This is a genomic window from Croceivirga sp. JEA036 (assembly GCF_011882165.1).
GTDB lineage: Bacteria > Bacteroidota > Bacteroidia > Flavobacteriales > Flavobacteriaceae > Croceivirga.
Genome location: NZ_JAATON010000004.1, coordinates 69,843 through 87,506, shown reverse-complemented (window position 1 = coordinate 87,506; position 17,664 = coordinate 69,843). Strand labels below are relative to the sequence as shown.

Sequence of the window (17,664 nt, the reverse complement as noted above, 5' to 3'; positions counted from 1 at the left end):
TAAAAATGACAGACGATTTTACACCACCAATTAAATCAAGAGCAACGGATGAGTTGTTACAAATTGTTGGAGCTCCCGATAAGTGGAATCCGAAAGCTGTTCACCTTGCAAATAATGAGTTAATTAATCGGAATGTTGAGTCGAAAAAAATCGAAACAGCAAAATATCTCTCAAAAAAGAGAGACCGAATTGAAAAGAAAAAAATGGCAAATGAAAGTTATCATATCTGTGATTTTATTTTAAGTCCATTTCCGACACTATTTGAGATTATTTTTTCGTGGGAATTAAAGAAGGATGGATTTGACCGAAAGGCAAGGCAACAGAAATATTTTAGAATTATAATTGGACTGATAATTTTGCTGTGTGTTGCCTACTCTTATCTAACTTGAATAACAAATAAAAAATGAAAAGCCAGCGCACAACAATGTATAACCGCAATTACGGCGGATTTGACTCGCGTCCAAATCCATCCGAAATTGCTACGGTCAGTGCTTAAACAAAATGTAGTACATTTAAGCCCGTAACTGACGGTTATACTAAAACGTTAGCAAAAAGCGATAAACCGAAACGCAGAAATGAAAATAAAATTTAAAAAGAAAAGATTGTACTTAAATCTAATTCTCGGATTAGTATGGTTTGCATTAGGAATTTTAAATCTGACAGAAGATGATAAAATAAGGTGGACAGATTATGGATATTTATTAGCTGGAATTTTATATATAGGACATTTTTTATACGATTTGACAAATCAATATCTGACTATTGAAAACGGAACTATTCGAAAAAATGGACTTTATGGATTTGGAAAACGGATAAACTTGAATGATATAAATTGGATTAAAAAATTTGCTGGAGATTACACACTGAAAACAGAGCAAAGGGAATTGAAAATCAATACAGAATTAATTGACAAAGACTCGCTAACTGAACTGAATAAAATACTAACGGAATTGAATTTACCATCTGAAAAAAACCCATTTGCCAACAATATATAACCGCAATTACTAAACCAAAAATAATCGCTAATTTAATCCTTAACTGACAGCTATACGAGACCGCCAACATATCAAAAAATGAAATTGAGCGAAGAAAATTTAAAAAAAATTAGTGAACTTCTAGATACCGGTATGGATTGTTTTTATCATCCACAAACCGGACAAATTGAATACCATCCAGATGTGAACCATCCTTATTTTGAGCCCGAACATTGGACCGATGTCATCCAAAGAATTGATAGTGAAAAGGAAAATTATATTCGATTTGAAAAAATGGATACAAACCAAAGTTTCAAGGTAATGGAAGACTTTGCCAAATCCTTGGAAGATTCCCTTTTTAAAAGCAAGTTGCTATTGGCATTGACCAAGCCTAAACCCTTTAGGAATTATAGAAATTTAATCGATGCGTCTGACTTTAGAAACCAATGGTTTGATTATAAGAATAAGATTTATATAGAATTTGTGAGGCAACAGGCCGAATTACTAAAATAAAAGCTAGTGCTACACACATATACCCTAATTCACTAGGGTTAAATTTGCTCCAATGCAAATCCTATTTTTTAAGTAACCTTTAGTTTTAAGACGTAATTTTCACTACGTAAAATTCCACAACATTTGCCACATTAAAAACTGCAGCATGAAACAACTTAAAATTATACTTCTCCTTTTTTTAAGTGCCTACGCTTTAGGACAAAAAGTGACTTACAACTACGTGGTAGATGCAACAGATGCAGAAGCTAATGAGGTTCTTAAGCTCTTTGAAAACTACTTAGCTTCTAATCCCCAGAACAAAGAAACAAACCCATATTGGAATTTTGAAGAACAAGAGAAACATACAAATTTTGACTTCTTGGAGGGTGAATTTCAACCATCACTTTACATGGGGTTTCCCGTTCATATTTTAAGCTTAACATCCATAAACGGCACCTATCAAATTAAAGCACAGTTTTCGTATTGCAAAGAAGATGGCAGCCCTTATGTTTTAGCAATAGCCAACTATTTTGCGAAAAAAGAAAATGGAACGTTTAAACTATTTAATGCCTTGACCATTAATAAAGAGACTTGGCAATGTACAACCGTTGGCATTGTGGACTTTTACTACCCAATATCTCATCAATTTAATTACGATAAGGCTGAAGAACTCAACGATTTTGTAAATATAACTTGTACGCACTTTGGTATACAACCAAAACCATTTGAATACTACCTTGCTCATGAATACGATGAAATCCAAAAACTAAAAGGCTTAGATTATTATCTAGGAATGGGTGGCCCCTCAAAACCAAGTGGTAAAGCTACTGACGATAAAGTGTATTGCGGAGGTTTAGGAGAATACTATCCGCACGAAGCTTTTCATGTTCAAATAGACGAGCACTTTCCAAATATGCATTTTTGGGCTTCCGAAGGCATAGCCACACTATTGGGTGGAAGTCGTGGAAAAAGCTTGGATTGGCATATAAAAAAAACAAACCGCTATTTACAGCAACATACAGAGATAGACCTAAACCAAATGCTTTTACTAAAAAACTTGGATAACGAAACCGCTTATCATTATGTAATAGGGGGGTTGATAGCAAAAAAAATAGTAGATAAGGGAGGTTGGGGTTTACTCACAAAATTTATGTCTAGCGGTAAAACTGATGAGGACTACTATAAAGCTATTGAAAAGCACCTAGGAATACCTAGGTTTCAATTAAACGACTATGTTAGAAAACAATTACAAATTGAGGCTAGACAGTAACAATTGTTTACCAAAACCTAAAGTTTAAAAATGTATTTTTTACCGCTTTAAAATTTAGTAGTTTTATACAAAAGAGGTATTCGTAAAATAACGGATACTTGGTTGTTATACGCCATATCGTTAAAATTATGAGAAAACTATTTTATTTCATTATCCTTCTTAGTCGTTTAGGGTTTGCACAAACTGGATTCATTGAAATAGAAGTGAAAGATTCTATTCATTTGAAGCCAATCCAATTTGAATATCAAGTAAAAATAAACTATGACAGTTTCGCCGATTATAGGGAAAGTTCAACTGGAATAACAGAATCAAAAAAAAAAGAAATTAGGTCAAAACTTGAGGAATTAGAAAGTTTCCTTAAATCTAAGAACTATGACTTTCGACCATTGAACGAAGAGAAATACCAAATAAATGGTTATTCTGGAATTTGGAACTTAGGCTTTTCCATTAGTCTATTAAAATCTAGCGAAATAGATAATCTTACCGCCGATTTGAAAAAATTTGATTTCATAACAGGTAATGTTGGACAAATAACATTCAATGAAAACGATTCGTGGGAAGAAAGACTTTTCGAAAAATTAGTAAAAAAAGCTAAGCTAAAAGCGAAAAAGTTTTCTGAATTAACTGGACAAAAATTAGGCAGAATTATCGAATTAAAAGAAGGAAAATTCAATGAAGATTTTGGACTTAATATTAAAGATATTTATCTAGTAGCAGCAATGGGTGCGGATTGGACAATGGAAAAAGACAAAATCTTCGGAAATAGATGGAAAACAGTTTCTTTCAAGTTCGAAACGAGATAAATACGACGTACAACAACGCCTATAAGTAATGCGGGCTAATGTTTTAGACGAAAGTGATTTTCTAACAACAACGCTCACAATTTTGTAAATTGATTTCCAACAATAAACCAATTCAAAAATGGTTCGTTTGGGTTCTTGCCAAATTGAAGACTAGCGCTTTTCAACCCCGAACTTTTCGTAGCCAAACCGTTGCCTTTCATTAACAAACAAACAGAAATAAATAAAAAATATAATGGAAAAAATCACAAAGTATCTATTCTTAATAGCTGGAATAATTAATGTTGGGTATTTAATTGGAACTTTTTTCGGAGGTCAAAGTCCGCTATTCAATAATATTAATATTTGTGTTCAAAGATGGCTTTTAGTAATTTTAGCTGTTGGGTTTATAAGTTCATATAAGAAATAGAAAACCAAATAATGATTGTAATGACTAAGGCTGCTAAATTTATTCCGTTTATATTATTAACACTATACCTTATATTCATAAGGAGGTTAGATATTGAATGGAATTTAAGATTAACGATTCTAATAGGAATGATTGTTATAAGTCTCATTACTCTCTTTAAGACAAGAGAAAATAGTATCCCCAAAAAAAACATTTGGTACTTGTTATTAGGGGTGTTGAGCACTATTCTGATATCAATATATTTTATCAAAGTGGCATAACATGGTATAAAGGCAATAGCGGTTGAGGCACATACCCTGACCGCTTTGTTTTTAAGCCAATATCTGCACAAATGGAAGGTTCTGTTTACTAAACCCGCTACTACGCTTATACTCACCGTTATGCATAATTGGAGAAAAATGAAATCCTTTAAAATTATTTTCTTAACCCTTTTAACATTAATTTCTTGTAACAGAAATGACAAAAAAGACAATTCTGAAAAGGAAAACATTAACCTTGAATTAAAAAGCACACTTGAATCCATTTTATTAAAAGACCAAGGAATAAGAGAAATTGTAAACGGAAACTTATCTGATAAAAGAAAAACTGAACTACTCACTCAAATGAACTTATCTGAAAATGATATAGACGGAAATAGAAAGTTCAACTTAATGCGTAAAATTGACAGTATCAATATAGTTGAAGTTGAAAACATTATAGACAAATTCGGATATCCAAGTAAATCACTTGTTGGAGAACCTGCTAATAAAGCTATATTTTATGTAATTCAACACTCGAATAAAATAAACAAATATCTTCCACTGATTAGAGAAGCCACAAAAAATGGAGACATCTCTCAAACTTCTTTAGCAATGATGGAAGATAGAAATTTAATGGAACAAGGGCTTGAACAGATTTACGGAACTCAGATAAAAGGACAAGCCAATAGGAAAGGTGAATGGATATATTTTCTTTGGCCTATTAAAAATGTGGATTCAATAAATGTCTGGAGAAAACAAGCTGGATTTGTGCAAACTGTTGAAGAATATTTAAAAGAAATGGATGTTGAATTTAAGTTATATGAAATTAACGAATTAAGTGAATTGTAAAAACTGGTTACAACATTGGATAAAAGTAATTGCTTGTTATCGTCTACTTTGGAAATTCCTACGGAATTTCCAACTTGGTGTGTACTTGTAAAGTTTAGTGCCAGCCCACGCAACTACTCATAGTGCTAACAGTTGGCTGTATGCTAAAAAAAAACCGTGCGACAGTAAATGAAAATCAGAAAAGTAAATATTCAGGATATTGAAAAACTAAAAGAAATAGGAAAATTAACTTTTGCCCAAACTTTTTCTTCAGAAAATAGCGAAGAGAATATGAAAGAATATTTGGAAAACGCATTTTCAACAGAAAAACTGGCTGCAGAACTAACGGACCAAAACGCTGAATTTTACTTTGCGGAACTTGACAAAAAAATAATCGGATATTTAAAAATAAATGTTGGAGATTCTCAAACCGAAATTAAAGATAAAAACGCACTCGAAATAGAACGAATTTATGTACTAAAAGAATTTCACGGAAAAAAAGTTGGACAGATTCTCTATGGCAAAGCAATTGAGTTGGCGAAAGAAAATAATGTGGAATATGTTTGGTTGGGAGTTTGGGAACAAAATCCAAGAGCTATCAGATTTTATGAAAAAAATGGATTTAAAGCGTTTGACAAACATATTTTCAGGCTCGGAAATGATGAACAAACTGACATTATGATGAAACTAAAAATAGACTAAATCCGGTAGCTAACAATAAACTATACTACTTTCTTGTCTTATGACAAGTTTTTTCTGTTTACGCTCTTCTAGTTTTGGCTCGTAATCATTTAAAAACAATCAAATGAACAACGAGACTTTATTTATGATGCTTTTTAAGTATCAACCAGACGCAGTAAAACTATCTTCGGAAGAAGAAGAAACAGTAGCTAATGCTTGGGGGCAATTTATAGGTACCATCGCCCTAAAAGAAAAATTAGTGAGCACCCATCAATTAGGGCAACCCTTGCAATATGTGGGCCATACCCCAAATAGCGGTATAACATCCAAGGAAATAATTGGCGGCAACATGGTAATTAAAGCCAATTCTATGGAAGAAGCTTGTGCTTTAGCCCAAAACTCGCCCATACTACAACTGGGTGGTTATGTAGAAGTAAGAACTATAATTCCAATGCAAGATTAAAAATGAAAAAGATGATGTATATCCTAATCGCCATATTGCTGACAGGTATTGTTTTTGTATTAATAGCTGCTAACGCTACCAAACATATTTACTTAGAAAACAGCATTACCATACAGGCTCCTTTAGAACGTGTATTTAATCAGGTACGGTATTTAGAAAAATTCCCAGAGTGGAGCCCGTTTTTAGAGGTAGACCCTAACCAAAAGATAACCGTAACCGGTACAGATGGTACTATAGGGGCACAATACCATTGGGTTGGCAACCAAGGTAAAGATATAGGCTACCAAGAATTAACAGCTATGGAAGAACAAGCCAAGCTGGTGTTTAAATGTACTATAGAAAAGCCCTATACGGCAGCACCCCAATTTACCTACCTATTTGTACCTGTCGGTAACGCCACCAAGGTTATTCAAAAATTTGAGCTAAAATCAGGAACTATGAATGCCATCTTCATGTGGCTGTTTGGAACAAAAAAGCAAATGCAACAATTAAATGCAAGAGGTTTACAGCTTTTAAAGGCCTCTGTAGAATAGCGTAAAACCATTCATCTATCCTTTTACGCCATTGACCTTCAGTAATGTAAATTACAACTACACCATACTTACTAGGGAGCTTTTACTGTGTAAATTGGTAATCCCAAACCTTACAGTTATGAATAATAAACTAATCTATCGGTTAAGCTTAGGCCTTTTTTGTCTGGCCATGTTAGGAGCAGTTGCCAATTCTATTGTTAATTACGATGTAGTGGCAGAAACTTTTGTAAAACTTGGATACCCTACCTACCTTATAGAGATTTTAGGTGCAGCACAAGTTTTAGGAGTAGTGTTGTTGGTTTTTAATAAAGGACAATGGTTTATAGAATGGGCGTACGCTGGGTTTTTCTTAAATCTAGTGTTAGGCTTTATTGCACACCTAGTGTCTGATTTTGGCAATGGTGCCTCCGCAGTACTCTGCTTAATACCGCTATTGGTCACTTACATACTTTACAAGCGTGTGGAGCAGACAGAGGAAGATGTAGAAGAAAAAAAATCGCTTGTTTGGCATAGAGTTTAAAAAGCAGTTCATTAAACTCTAAAAAACCCGTTCAATTGAGTCTGAACGGGTTTTATGTTTTAAAATAACTTAGAAACTTCTTTAAAGTCCAAACCGCCGTAATTACCAGAGCTCATTAAAAGCAAGACCATATTTTCCATCGGTTGCGAAAAAAGAAACTCTTTAAAGTCTGCTGGATCTGTATAAATGTTCAAATCTTCTCTTGCAAATGCCGCTGCAATATCTTGTTCAGAAACTTCTTCTAACTGTTTTATTTTTACAGCTTCTGGCGAATAAAAAACCACAGCTTCATCTGCTGCTTGTAAAGCCCCTTTGTATTCCTTTAAAAATTCGGCATTTAAACTACTATAGGTATGCAATTCTAGGCAAGCCAACACCTTTTTATTGGGGTATTGCTCTTTAACGGCGTTGGTTGTCGCTTTTACTTTACTGGGCGAATGTGCAAAATCCTTAAAAGCTACTGCATTTTTATTCGCTCCTATTTTTTCTAAACGCTTACTCGCCCCTTTAAAAGTTGAGATAGCCTCGTAGAAATCCACTTCATCTACCCCCATTTGTTGGCAAATCCATTTGGCACCGGCAAGATTGTTTAAGTTATGTTGTCCAAATATTTCTAACGGCATGGGGCCATCTTCTGTCTCTAAATACGTTGTGCCATCCGCTACCGTGTATGCTGGTGTTTCATAAGGAAATTTACGAATGGTATTCTCAGAAGCTTTTACAACATCTTTTACCGCTACATCTTCCGTATTATAGGTAATACTACCACCACGCACAATGCCATCTACAAAAATTTTGAATTGCTCCACATAGTTTTCGTAAGTAGGAAAAACATTAATGTGGTCCCAAGCAATGCCAGACAGTAGGGCAATGTTAGGTTGGTATAAATGAAATTTAGGGCGCCTATCTATGGGTGAAGATAAATACTCATCGCCCTCTATAACTATAAAATCGTTTTCCGTGGTAAGGTGCACCATTCTATCAAAACCGTCTAATTGTGCCCCTACCATGTAATCTACCGCTATGTTATTATACGCCAATACGTGTAAAATCATAGAAGTGATAGTGGTCTTACCATGACTACCGCCTATAACTACTCGAGTTTTGTCTTTAGACTGTTCGTATAAAAATTCGGGATAAGAATAAATAGTCACACCCAATTCCTTAGCTCGCAGTAACTCTGGATTATCTGGTTTGGCATGCATCCCTAAGATGACAGCGTCTAAAGATTCGGTTATTTTTTCTGGGTACCATCCAAATTCTAAGGGTAGCAAACCCTTGTTTTCTAACCGACTTTTAGAGGGTTCGTAGATGATGTCGTCACTGCCTGTTATCTGGTATCCTTTATGCTGTAAGGCTAAAGCTAGATTATGCATAGCACTGCCCCCAATAGCGATAAAATGTATTTTCATTGAATTCTAATTATAACCCAAAGATAACCAATGCGTCTTAGGATTATTTTTATCTTGATGGCTAAATAACACCAAAATGAACTTAAAAGACATAACTGCTAAAGAAATTATACCAGGTCTACATGGTAAATTAATCCATGGCGATGCGTTGAGCTGGGCCTTCTGGGAGGTTGAAGCTGGCGCCATAGTACCAGAACATCACCATATTCACGAACAAATTATGCATGTGGTAGCAGGCCAGTTTGATTTTAGCCTTAACGGTGAAAGCAAAACCTATGTTGCGGGAGATGTAGTGGTAATTCCTTCTAACGTACCACACGGGGGAAAAGCCATAACTCCTTGCAAACTCATGGACGTATTTACCCCAGCAAGGGAAGATTATAAGTAAGCATATGGAAGTATCAGTTAAAGGAAAAAAGGCATTGGTGGGTGGTAGCTCTAACGGTATTGGTTTGGCTATTGCTAAAGAGTTAGCCGCAAGTGGAGCTAGTGTGACTTTAATGTCGCATCGTGTAGAGAAACTCCTAGCAATTTTAAAAGAACTGCCTACGGACCAAGGGCAACAACATCAATATCTTTTAGTAGATTTTACCGATTTTGAGAATTACCAACGAATCATAAACACCTATTTTGAACAAAACACCGTAGACATTCTGGTAAATAATACGCAAGGACCCGCTGCTGGCGGTGCGTTAGAAAAAACGGTAGCCGATTACCAACAGGCATTTGATTTGTTATTTAAAACGGTGGTCTATACAACAGAAAAAGCCTTACCCAAAATGCAAGAAAATGGTTGGGGTCGTATTATTAATGTGGCCTCTATTTCTGTAAAAGAGCCTTTAAACTATTTGGCGTTAAGCAATACGGTACGGGCGGCCGTGACCACATGGGCCAAAGGTTTATCTTTAGATGTTGGCCAGTTTGGTATAACTGTAAACAACATCCTTACGGGGTATTTTGATACGGACCGTATAGCCCAATTAAATGCAAAAAAAGCAGAAAAGATGAATGTTTCTCAAGAAGAAGTACGCCGTACTATGGAGGATATGGTTCCTGTAAAGCGTATTGGCAAGCCAGAAGAATATGGTTACTTGGTTACTTTTTTAGCATCAGATAAGGCCGCTTTTTTAACGGGCACCAACATTCCGTTAGACGGTGGGCTCTTAAAAAGTATGTAGTTACAAGCTCAACTTGTCTTTAAACAAATACGATTGGCGGCGAGATACTTCTATCTCGTCTCCATTTTGCATGCTTAGCTTTAGCTTGCCATTAAACCACGGAATTACCTCCTTTATAAAACCAATATTTACAATTTGCTGCCTGCTTACCCTAAAAAATTGTTCTTGTGGCAGCTTATCTTCCACTTGTTGCAAAGATTTATACAACATCGGTTTTTGGTCCTGGAAAAAGACACGGGTATAATTGCCCACTATTTCAAAATGCGATATTTCTCCAATCTTTAACAACCAGCATTTTTCGCCATCTTTAATAAAAATCTGACTTTGTAGGTTTAACCGCGCCTCTTGCGCATTGGTGGGTTCCGTCGCCTGTTCTTCTTGCAAGATTCCCTGTACTTTTTCTATACTCTTATCAAACCGCTTTTGGTTTATGGGTTTTAAAAGATAATCAAGAGCGTTGTATTCAAAAGATTTAATAGCGTACTCATCAAAAGCGGTCGTAAAAATGGTGATGGGCACCTCATCCAACATTTCTAACAACTCAAACCCATCTTTTTCTGGCATGTTAATATCTAAAAACAGTAAATCTGGGTTGGTTTCATTTATCAATTTAAACCCTTCGTCTACATTTTCTGCTTCTCCTAAAAGCTCTATATCCTTGTGTTTTTTCAATAGCTCTTTAAGCTCATTACGTGCCAAACGGGAGTCTTCTACAATGACTGCTTTTATCATCATATCAAAGGAATTTTTATTAAAGCCACAACCTCATCTCCATCTTCCGTAAGCGAAAAACTGGCTTTGGCGCCATACAGCAATTGCAAGCGTTGCCTAATATTTTTTAGTCCTAAATGAGTTCCCCCTTTTGCCAGTTGTAACTTTCCAGAATTACGTACCTCTATAAGCAAATCAGTAGCTTCTTTTTTCGTGATTAGGGCGATGGTACCGCCGTTTTTTAAATTAGAAATACCGTGTTTTGCGGCATTCTCTACCAGCAATTGAATAATCATTGGAGGTATTTGCAAACTCTTGGTTTCTGGCGCTATGTTAGTCACAAATTGCAACCGTTCTTCAAACTGAATTTTAGACAAATCGATGTAATTAGCCACCATTTCTAGTTCTTCTTCTAACGCTATGGAGTTTTTAGCATTCTGTGTTAAAGAATACCGAAGCATCTCGGACAGTTTGGTAATCATTTCCCTAGAACGTTCTACATCTTCTAACATCAACCCCCTTATGTTATTTAAACTATTGAACATAAAATGTGGATTAATCTGTCCTTTAAGGGTATTCAACTGCGCTTGTTTTAAATTGCTGTTGAGTTCTGTACGCTCTAAATGGTCTTGGTTAGATTTTAACATCAACTTTATGGCAAAATAGAGCATGGTCCAACCAAAAATAGTAATGAAAGAATTGGCAATAAGCACGCCCCAACCGGCGTTTTTGTAGATATCCGGAACTTTAGTAACGTCAGATTCAAAAAATCGATGCGATAAATAGCCCGCAGCGTAAGAAAGTAACGCATAAGCGGCAGCACAAACTATAACGCTTATAAATATCCAGAGCCAGTAGCGCTTTTTAAAATCGTTGAGTTCAATTTTTCGCTTTAAATAAGCTCTAAGCAATCCAGTACAAAACAGTCCAATTACAAAGCTGGTTGCTAAAGAAAATTTTAAAAAGCCAGAAGATTTAAACCCGTCTACATCTGGTGTAAACACATAGGCAAAACCTAAAATAGCACCCCAAGAAATTACTTGAATGCTCCAAAACAAAAGGTTTCTATACCTATCCCAAACGCTTTTTGCCATGTATATGAGTTACCGTTTTCTAATTATCCTATCCAAAGATAGGCAACTTTACCTACTGCCGTACCAACGCCAAAGCACAAGGCCGCCAAAGCGATTATCACTAAAATCTTACGATAGATATTCCCCTTTGTTATTAAACAATGCAAAGCCCTTTTGTCTTTAAAAAAAGTATACACCAGTGTACCTATACCACCCGAAAGCATCACAGAACTAATAATAAGCTCATTATTAGCTACATTAGAAAGTAAAACAGCTGCCAACAAAATGGCAGCTGCCAGTAGTAAGGATTGGTTGATGGTTAATTTCATAAACTATGCTTTTGTATAATTAGTTATACCGTCTTTGTGCAATAGTACGCTGCCAATAAGTATACAACCGGTGTAGATAGCAAACGCTACTGTCATTGTTGCCGCACCGGCAAAAATTCCGAAAGTTCCTGAAAGGATAGCTAAACTACCTATACCTAATACTGTTCTCTTTGTGATGTCCATTGTTTTCATGATGACTTGTTTTTTGATGATTAATGATTGATGATTGTTGATTGTTGATTGATGATTGATGAATTACATAAAAATGCTTAGTACTAAGCTTACTATTATTTTTACAATTGTTACCATGCTGTCCGTTTTTAATTATACAGCTAAACTACTACCACGATGCTGTTTTTGAAACTAAATTATGACGAATGGTAAGTTCCCTTGCCCGAACGGTAAGCTAATTATACCCAGTTGAAAATCAGCCATTTTACAAAACAAAAAAAGGGAGCCGTAGCTCCCTTAAATATTTTAAAAACCCTGTATTTACTAGCCTTTTACCGCTTTTTTAATGGGTTGTTGGGTATTTAAATGTTCTGCAAAAAAGCCCATCATAGCCTTGTACAATTCAATACGGTTTTCTTCTTTGCCGAACCCATGGCCTTCATCATACTTTACCATATAAGGTACCGCTTGGCCTTTAGCTCTTAAGCCCTCTACTATTTGGTCAGATTCGTTAATATTAACTCTTGGGTCATTGGCACCCTGCACTACAAACAAGGGCTTTTTAATTTTATCTATGTGATTAACGGGAGAAACCTCTTCCATAATTTTCTTTTCCTCTGGAACATTAGGGTCGTACCAAATCTCTTGTACAATCTCTAAATAAGGCTTCCAATACTCTGGAAAAGAATCCATAAACGTAAACAGATTAGACACTCCCACATAATCTACACCGCAGGCATACAAGTCTGGTGTTTTGGTTAGCCCACGTAGTACCGCATAACCACCATGGCTACCTCCATAAATGGCTGCCTTATCCTTATCTACCCAGCCTTGGTCTACCACATACTGTAAGCCATCTTCTACGTCGTCCATAGCTTTTCTACCAATTTGCTTAAAGCCAGACTCTAAAAATTCTCTACCGTAACCTCCAGAAATTCTAAAATTAACCTGTAAAGTAGCGTAACCTCTACTAGCAAATAACTGAGCTTCTGGATTAAAGCCCCAACTATCTCTAATACCTTGTGGGCCACCATGTGGGTTTACTATTACCGGTACTTTCTGGCCTTCTAAAGCTGCTTTGGGCAAGGTAATATAACCGTGTATGGTTTTACCGTCCCTACTTTTGAACGTTATTGGCCGCATTTCTGCCATGTCTTCTTCCTTAAGCTGCGGCATTAAATCAAACAGAAAGGTAAATTCGTCTTTAGCTACATCATAAGAATAGTATTCGCCATACAACTTATCACTTGTAATGTATAACAACACTTGGTTTTCATCTTCCGTAGCATCTGTAAGATAAAATTGTTGATTCGGAAATTTTTGAGCAATGCGTTTGTGTAGTTTTTTAAAAGACGTACTAATAGGTACTAGCTGGTACTTATCTCCCTCGTAGGCTACATAGTCTAACTCGTACCCACGCTTTTTAGAAATAGACAAATTGGAAACATCATAATCTGGATGTTGGTATACCTCTTCCAAGGTTTTACCCGTCTTAAAATCGAACTTTATAATTTTGGTCTTATCGCTCTCCAAGTTGGTAAGTACATAAGCATCATCTGGATTGTCCGTAGCATAGTCAAATGCCAAAACAGAAAAAGTATCTTTCCAATTTAACTCTTTAAATAGGGTATACCCGCCGTTACCATCTGCATAATAATACTGCATATCTACCCCATTTACCATTTTAGCATAGCCCTTAAGGTTTCCATCTTTATCAAAGTCGTACCCCATAATTGGGTTTTGTGGGTCTTCGTTCTTAAACAATTGCTCCAAAGCTCCGGTTTCTATATTCACCTTAAACGGTTCAAAAACTTGTGGGTTGTTTTTGTTCATAGAAACAATAATGTGGTTTTTGTCTTCTTTCAATAAATTAGAAAACTCTGCCTTAACCCCTTCAAAAGGAGTTAAATCCATAGTATTACTGCCATCCAGATTGGCGGCATATACATGGTAATTTTCATCCCCACCTTTATCCATTAAATAGGCTAAACGATTGTTGTTTAACCACGCATAACCTCTAATGAGCTCTTCCTTTTCCTCCACGGCCATCTTAACATCACCGGTGGCTACATTTTTAACCATTACATGGCGTTTACCTTTAGCGTCTTTTTCCATGTAAGACATATATTTACCGTCTGGCGAAAAGCGGAAAGAAGAAGCTTTGGGTCTTGCAAAATAATCTTCTACACTGTATTTGTAATCTCCTTTATCTAAGGCTTGCAATTGTTGTAAATCGGCCTCCGAACTTACTAAAGCCGGATTACCAGGAATTGTTTTTTCTGTCTTCATAAGCATTAAAGGGAACTCCATTCCGCCTTGGTAAAAAGTACCATTAATATTGGCATTATCCCATACACCAACGTACTTAATTCCCCCTTGTTTAAATTCTATTGTTAATTCTTTATCGCTTAAAGTGGTAACATCCATGGGGATGCCCGTTGCGCCCTGTGTAGGACTATCCATGGTACTGGATAGTTCACCAGAGGCATTTGTGATGTTAAAAATTAAAGGTAATTCCGTACCCTGTACCTCTAAATTTCCCTTCCAGCTACCTGCAATGTCTTGTGCGGCTAGGCTAAACGCGCTAAGCATACAAAACAATACTATTACTGCTTGCTTTTTGATTGTGTTCATAGTGTTACTTTTAATTGATTGTGAATATGAGTAGGTAAAATGATTGATTTGTTACCCACTATCTAAAATTAAAAGTACTAGAAAGTTATTGGCTATAACATGGATTTATGAGCAGCGGTAATTTTAAACTAGTGAACGGAAAGTTATTTGGTATAAGGCGGAAACTTTTTAAAGACCTTGTCTACCACCGCTTTTAGTTGTTGTTCCCTTACCGAAGGTGAAGCATTATCTCTAAAAGATTGCTCTGCGATAGCCTGCCAAAACAGCTGGTCTTTGGCTACGTCTACAAAATCAAATTGTATGCTCCGTTGCATACCGGAATTACCAATAGGCAAACCGATGGATATGCCCCCACCAACGTTTCTGCCCGTACCCCCAACACCTACACCTACATTATTCTGCGGTGGAGTGCGATATGAAGAACTCGATACATTAACATAAAAATCTGGTTCCTCTGCCATTATAAAACCTTTAGCTAAAAGGGTAGAATCTAAAACACGAAGTAATCTTTTTTCATCTAACTGACTAAGGCCAGATTCCATTTCTGGATAATAAGTATACCTTGCATAATTTGTAAAATTTGTGGTTTCATCATAATCGTATACCACTCGTGTTCCTGCACAAGAGGCAAAAACAATTACAATTAAAAGTAGAAGTACTCTTTTCATAACTTACTTTTAGACAAAGTACAAATAATGATGAGTTCTTGGGATACTGTTTATGTTATTAATTGTTAAGCATAGCCCACAGCTTATCTTTTAGCTCTTGAATTCCTTTTTGAGCAACGGAAGAAATAAAAATGTATTCCACATCTTTAAAATCTTCTTTCAATAAGCCATCCATTTCACTAATTAGCTCATCATCTAACATGTCTGCTTTAGAAATAGCCACTAAACGTTGTTTATCCAATAGCTCTGGATTGTATCTTCTTAACTCGTCCAAAAGTATTTGATATTCTTTTGATATGTCCTTACTATCCGCAGGGATTAAAAACAACAAGGTTGCGTTACGTTCTATGTGTCTTAAAAAGTAATGACCTAAACCTTTACCTTCTGCAGCTCCCTCAATAATTCCTGGGATATCTGCCATAACAAAACTTTGAAAATCACGATACTCTACAATACCCAAATTAGGTTTTAGCGTAGTAAATTCATAGTCAGCTATTTTTGGTTTCGCCGATGTTATTACGGAAAGTAAGGTAGATTTCCCCGCATTAGGAAACCCTACCAAGCCAACATCTGCTAACACTTTTAGCTCTAAGGTTAAGTGCTTTTCTTCTCCCGGCAAACCTGGCTGCGCGTAACGCGGGGTTTGGTTGGTTGCACTTTTAAAATGCCAGTTACCGCGCCCGCCTAACCCCCCTTTTGCAAGGATTTTTTCTTCTCCATCTTCCGCAATCTCAAAAAGAATGGCGTTAGACTCCGTATCTCTTACCACGGTACCCAAAGGCACTTCTAGATAGACATCTGCACCGTCTGCACCGGTACTACGTTGTCTACTACCGTGTTCTCCGTGCCCTGCTTTAAAGTGTTTTTTAAATTTGTAGTGTACCAGTGTCCAAAGGTTTTTGTTCCCCTTGATTATAACATGACCTCCACGACCACCATCACCGCCATCCGGGCCACCCTTGGCCACGAACTTTTCTCTACGTAAATGCGTAGACCCCTGGCCACCTTTGCCAGAGTTAACATGTACTTTTACGTAATCAACAAAATTCCCTTCGGTCATAACTTAACTAACTACTGCCCTATTTTTAAAGCGACTCTATTACCGTTCTTATACGCTCTGTAATAGCTTCTATTTCTCCAATTCCGTTCACGGAATGTAATTTACCTTGCGCCTCATAGTAAGCCTTTAATGGCGCTGTTTTTTCATTGTACTCATCAAATCGGTTACGGATTTTGGACTCATCTTGATCATCCGTTCTGCCGCTAACTTTACCGCGCTCCAATAAACGTTGCACCAAAATATCGTCTTCTGCTTCTAAGGCTATGGTAGCATCTACCTTCATGTCTTTAGACTCCAAGAAGTTATCCAAAGCTTCTGCTTGCGCTGTGGTTCTAGGAAAACCATCAAAGATAAATCCTGCTGCATCCGGATTTTTTTCTACCTCATCCTTGAGCATATTAATGGTAACCTCATCTGGCACTAATTCGCCCTTATCAATAAAAGACTTAGCCAGTGTTCCTAGCTCCGTCTGGTTTTTAATATTGTATCTAAAAACATCTCCAGTAGAAATGTGTTTTAAATTGTATTTTTCTTTTAAAAATCCTGCTTGGGTGCCTTTACCTGCCCCTGGCTTACCAAAAAGCACTAGGTTTATCATATTTGTTTGGTTTAGTGTATACACTTCTCTTAGGTTACGGCCAAGTTCATTGTAATCTAGTCCGTAGCCAACTATAAAATTGTTGGGTATGTCCATGCCAAAATAATCTATGGCATACTCCCCATTATAAATTTCGGATTTGTAAAATAAGGAAGCAATCTTAAACTCCTTTACATTGGTATCAGAAAACAAATGCACCAACTGCTGCAATGTACGGCCCGTATCTATAATATCTTCCAAAATAATTACGCTCTTACCCGCTATATCTTCAGAAACATCCAAAAGGGTTTCTACTATCCCTGTAGAGGTAAGGCCTTGGTAAGAACTTAGCTTTACAAAAGAAACCTCACATGGATGGGGATAGGCTTTAAGAAAATCTGACACAAACATAAAAGAACCGTTGAGCACACCAACGAACAAAGGCACTTCATCTTTATAATCTTCCGCAATGGCAAGTGCCATTTTTTCTACGGCATTGAGTATCTGAGCCTCGCTCAAATACGGCTTAAAAAATTTATCGTGCAATTGTATCACCTGTGTCCCCTGTTTTTGCAGTGGGCAAATATACTATTTTTTAATGGCCCTTAACGCCTAAAACTTCTTGCTTTAAAGGAATACCCG

At 36.4% G+C, this 17,664-nt stretch carries 21 protein-coding genes; 12 read left to right on the top strand and 9 right to left on the bottom strand.

Going from position 1 to position 17,664, the window contains the following annotated elements:
* The first annotated feature begins 5 nt into the window (after nucleotides 1-5).
* From HCO57_RS11570 to HCO57_RS11525, 10 genes are all read left to right on the top strand, one after another.
* On the top strand, nucleotides 6-389 hold the full coding sequence (locus tag HCO57_RS11570; protein WP_167989168.1) for a hypothetical protein: 384 nt from the start codon (nucleotides 6-8) through the stop codon (nucleotides 387-389).
* Between the two features lie 186 nt (nucleotides 390-575).
* Complete coding sequence (locus HCO57_RS11565; protein ID WP_167989167.1) at nucleotides 576-995, top strand: hypothetical protein; 420 nt, start codon at nucleotides 576-578, stop codon at nucleotides 993-995.
* Nucleotides 996-1,073: 78 nt separating this feature from the next.
* Entirely contained in the window at nucleotides 1,074-1,487 is a 414-nt protein-coding gene (locus tag HCO57_RS11560; RefSeq protein WP_167989166.1) for a UPF0158 family protein, read from the top strand.
* Between the two features lie 145 nt (nucleotides 1,488-1,632).
* Nucleotides 1,633-2,736 (top strand): hypothetical protein, encoded by a 1,104-nt coding sequence (locus HCO57_RS11555; protein WP_167989165.1) that lies wholly within the window; start codon nucleotides 1,633-1,635, stop codon nucleotides 2,734-2,736.
* 128 nt (nucleotides 2,737-2,864) lie between these two features.
* Entirely contained in the window at nucleotides 2,865-3,539 is a 675-nt protein-coding gene (locus tag HCO57_RS11550; RefSeq protein ID WP_167989164.1) for a hypothetical protein, read from the top strand.
* Between the two features lie 804 nt (nucleotides 3,540-4,343).
* Nucleotides 4,344-5,033 (top strand): DUF6624 domain-containing protein, encoded by a 690-nt coding sequence (locus HCO57_RS11545; RefSeq protein WP_167989163.1) that lies wholly within the window; start codon nucleotides 4,344-4,346, stop codon nucleotides 5,031-5,033.
* A gap of 168 nt (nucleotides 5,034-5,201) precedes the next feature.
* Complete coding sequence (locus HCO57_RS11540) at nucleotides 5,202-5,714, top strand: GNAT family N-acetyltransferase (RefSeq protein WP_167989162.1); 513 nt, start codon at nucleotides 5,202-5,204, stop codon at nucleotides 5,712-5,714.
* Between the two features lie 103 nt (nucleotides 5,715-5,817).
* Complete coding sequence (locus HCO57_RS11535) at nucleotides 5,818-6,156, top strand: YciI family protein (protein ID WP_209066155.1); 339 nt, start codon at nucleotides 5,818-5,820, stop codon at nucleotides 6,154-6,156.
* Between the two features lie 11 nt (nucleotides 6,157-6,167).
* A complete protein-coding gene (locus tag HCO57_RS11530; RefSeq protein WP_167989161.1) occupies nucleotides 6,168-6,689 on the top strand; it encodes an SRPBCC family protein in 522 nt (173 codons plus the stop codon).
* A 118-nt stretch (nucleotides 6,690-6,807) separates the two neighbouring features.
* The gene (locus HCO57_RS11525) at nucleotides 6,808-7,209 is read left to right on the top strand and encodes a DoxX family protein (protein WP_136951646.1); all 402 of its coding nucleotides are present in this window, start codon (nucleotides 6,808-6,810) and stop codon (nucleotides 7,207-7,209) included.
* A gap of 59 nt (nucleotides 7,210-7,268) precedes the next feature.
* Here HCO57_RS11525 and HCO57_RS11520 read toward each other — a convergent pair whose 3' ends face one another.
* Nucleotides 7,269-8,621 carry a UDP-N-acetylmuramate--L-alanine ligase gene (locus HCO57_RS11520; protein WP_167989160.1) on the bottom strand — a complete coding sequence of 451 codons (1,353 nt, stop codon included), beginning with the start codon at nucleotides 8,619-8,621 and terminating at the stop codon, nucleotides 7,269-7,271.
* A gap of 76 nt (nucleotides 8,622-8,697) precedes the next feature.
* Between HCO57_RS11520 and HCO57_RS11515 the strand changes: the two genes are divergently transcribed.
* Together HCO57_RS11515 and HCO57_RS11510 are read left to right on the top strand one after the other, a co-directional pair.
* Nucleotides 8,698-9,009, top strand: a complete 312-nt coding sequence (locus HCO57_RS11515; protein WP_167989159.1) for a cupin domain-containing protein — start codon at nucleotides 8,698-8,700, stop codon at nucleotides 9,007-9,009.
* Between the two features lie 4 nt (nucleotides 9,010-9,013).
* Complete coding sequence (locus HCO57_RS11510; RefSeq protein WP_167989158.1) at nucleotides 9,014-9,799, top strand: SDR family oxidoreductase; 786 nt, start codon at nucleotides 9,014-9,016, stop codon at nucleotides 9,797-9,799.
* Here the strand turns inward: HCO57_RS11510 and HCO57_RS11505 are convergent, their stop codons facing one another.
* The 8 genes from HCO57_RS11505 to HCO57_RS11470 all read right to left on the bottom strand — a co-directional run bounded on the left by HCO57_RS11505 (nucleotide 9,800) and on the right by HCO57_RS11470 (nucleotide 17,577).
* The gene (locus HCO57_RS11505) at nucleotides 9,800-10,534 is read right to left on the bottom strand and encodes a LytR/AlgR family response regulator transcription factor (protein WP_136951650.1); all 735 of its coding nucleotides are present in this window, start codon (nucleotides 10,532-10,534) and stop codon (nucleotides 9,800-9,802) included. It lies immediately after the preceding gene.
* Nucleotides 10,531-11,604, bottom strand: coding sequence for a sensor histidine kinase (locus HCO57_RS11500; RefSeq protein ID WP_167989157.1), 1,074 nt, complete (start codon nucleotides 11,602-11,604; stop codon nucleotides 10,531-10,533). Before HCO57_RS11500 ends, HCO57_RS11505 begins: the two co-directional genes overlap by 4 nt.
* Nucleotides 11,605-11,627: 23 nt before the next feature.
* Nucleotides 11,628-11,912: a hypothetical protein gene (locus HCO57_RS11495; RefSeq protein ID WP_167989156.1), complete on the bottom strand. Its 285-nt coding sequence runs from the start codon at nucleotides 11,910-11,912 to the stop codon at nucleotides 11,628-11,630.
* A gap of 3 nt (nucleotides 11,913-11,915) precedes the next feature.
* Nucleotides 11,916-12,104 carry a hypothetical protein gene (locus HCO57_RS11490; protein WP_167989155.1) on the bottom strand — a complete coding sequence of 63 codons (189 nt, stop codon included), beginning with the start codon at nucleotides 12,102-12,104 and terminating at the stop codon, nucleotides 11,916-11,918.
* 303 nt (nucleotides 12,105-12,407) lie between these two features.
* The gene (locus HCO57_RS11485) at nucleotides 12,408-14,717 is read right to left on the bottom strand and encodes an alpha/beta hydrolase family protein (RefSeq protein ID WP_167989154.1); all 2,310 of its coding nucleotides are present in this window, start codon (nucleotides 14,715-14,717) and stop codon (nucleotides 12,408-12,410) included.
* A 143-nt stretch (nucleotides 14,718-14,860) separates the two neighbouring features.
* Complete coding sequence (locus HCO57_RS11480; protein ID WP_136951655.1) at nucleotides 14,861-15,385, bottom strand: DUF4136 domain-containing protein; 525 nt, start codon at nucleotides 15,383-15,385, stop codon at nucleotides 14,861-14,863.
* 58 nt (nucleotides 15,386-15,443) lie between these two features.
* Nucleotides 15,444-16,445, bottom strand: a complete 1,002-nt coding sequence (gene obgE / locus HCO57_RS11475; protein ID WP_167989153.1) for a GTPase ObgE — start codon at nucleotides 16,443-16,445, stop codon at nucleotides 15,444-15,446.
* 25 nt (nucleotides 16,446-16,470) lie between these two features.
* Nucleotides 16,471-17,577, bottom strand: coding sequence for an adenylate kinase (locus HCO57_RS11470; RefSeq protein WP_167989152.1), 1,107 nt, complete (start codon nucleotides 17,575-17,577; stop codon nucleotides 16,471-16,473).
* Nucleotides 17,578-17,664 lie beyond the last annotated feature (87 nt).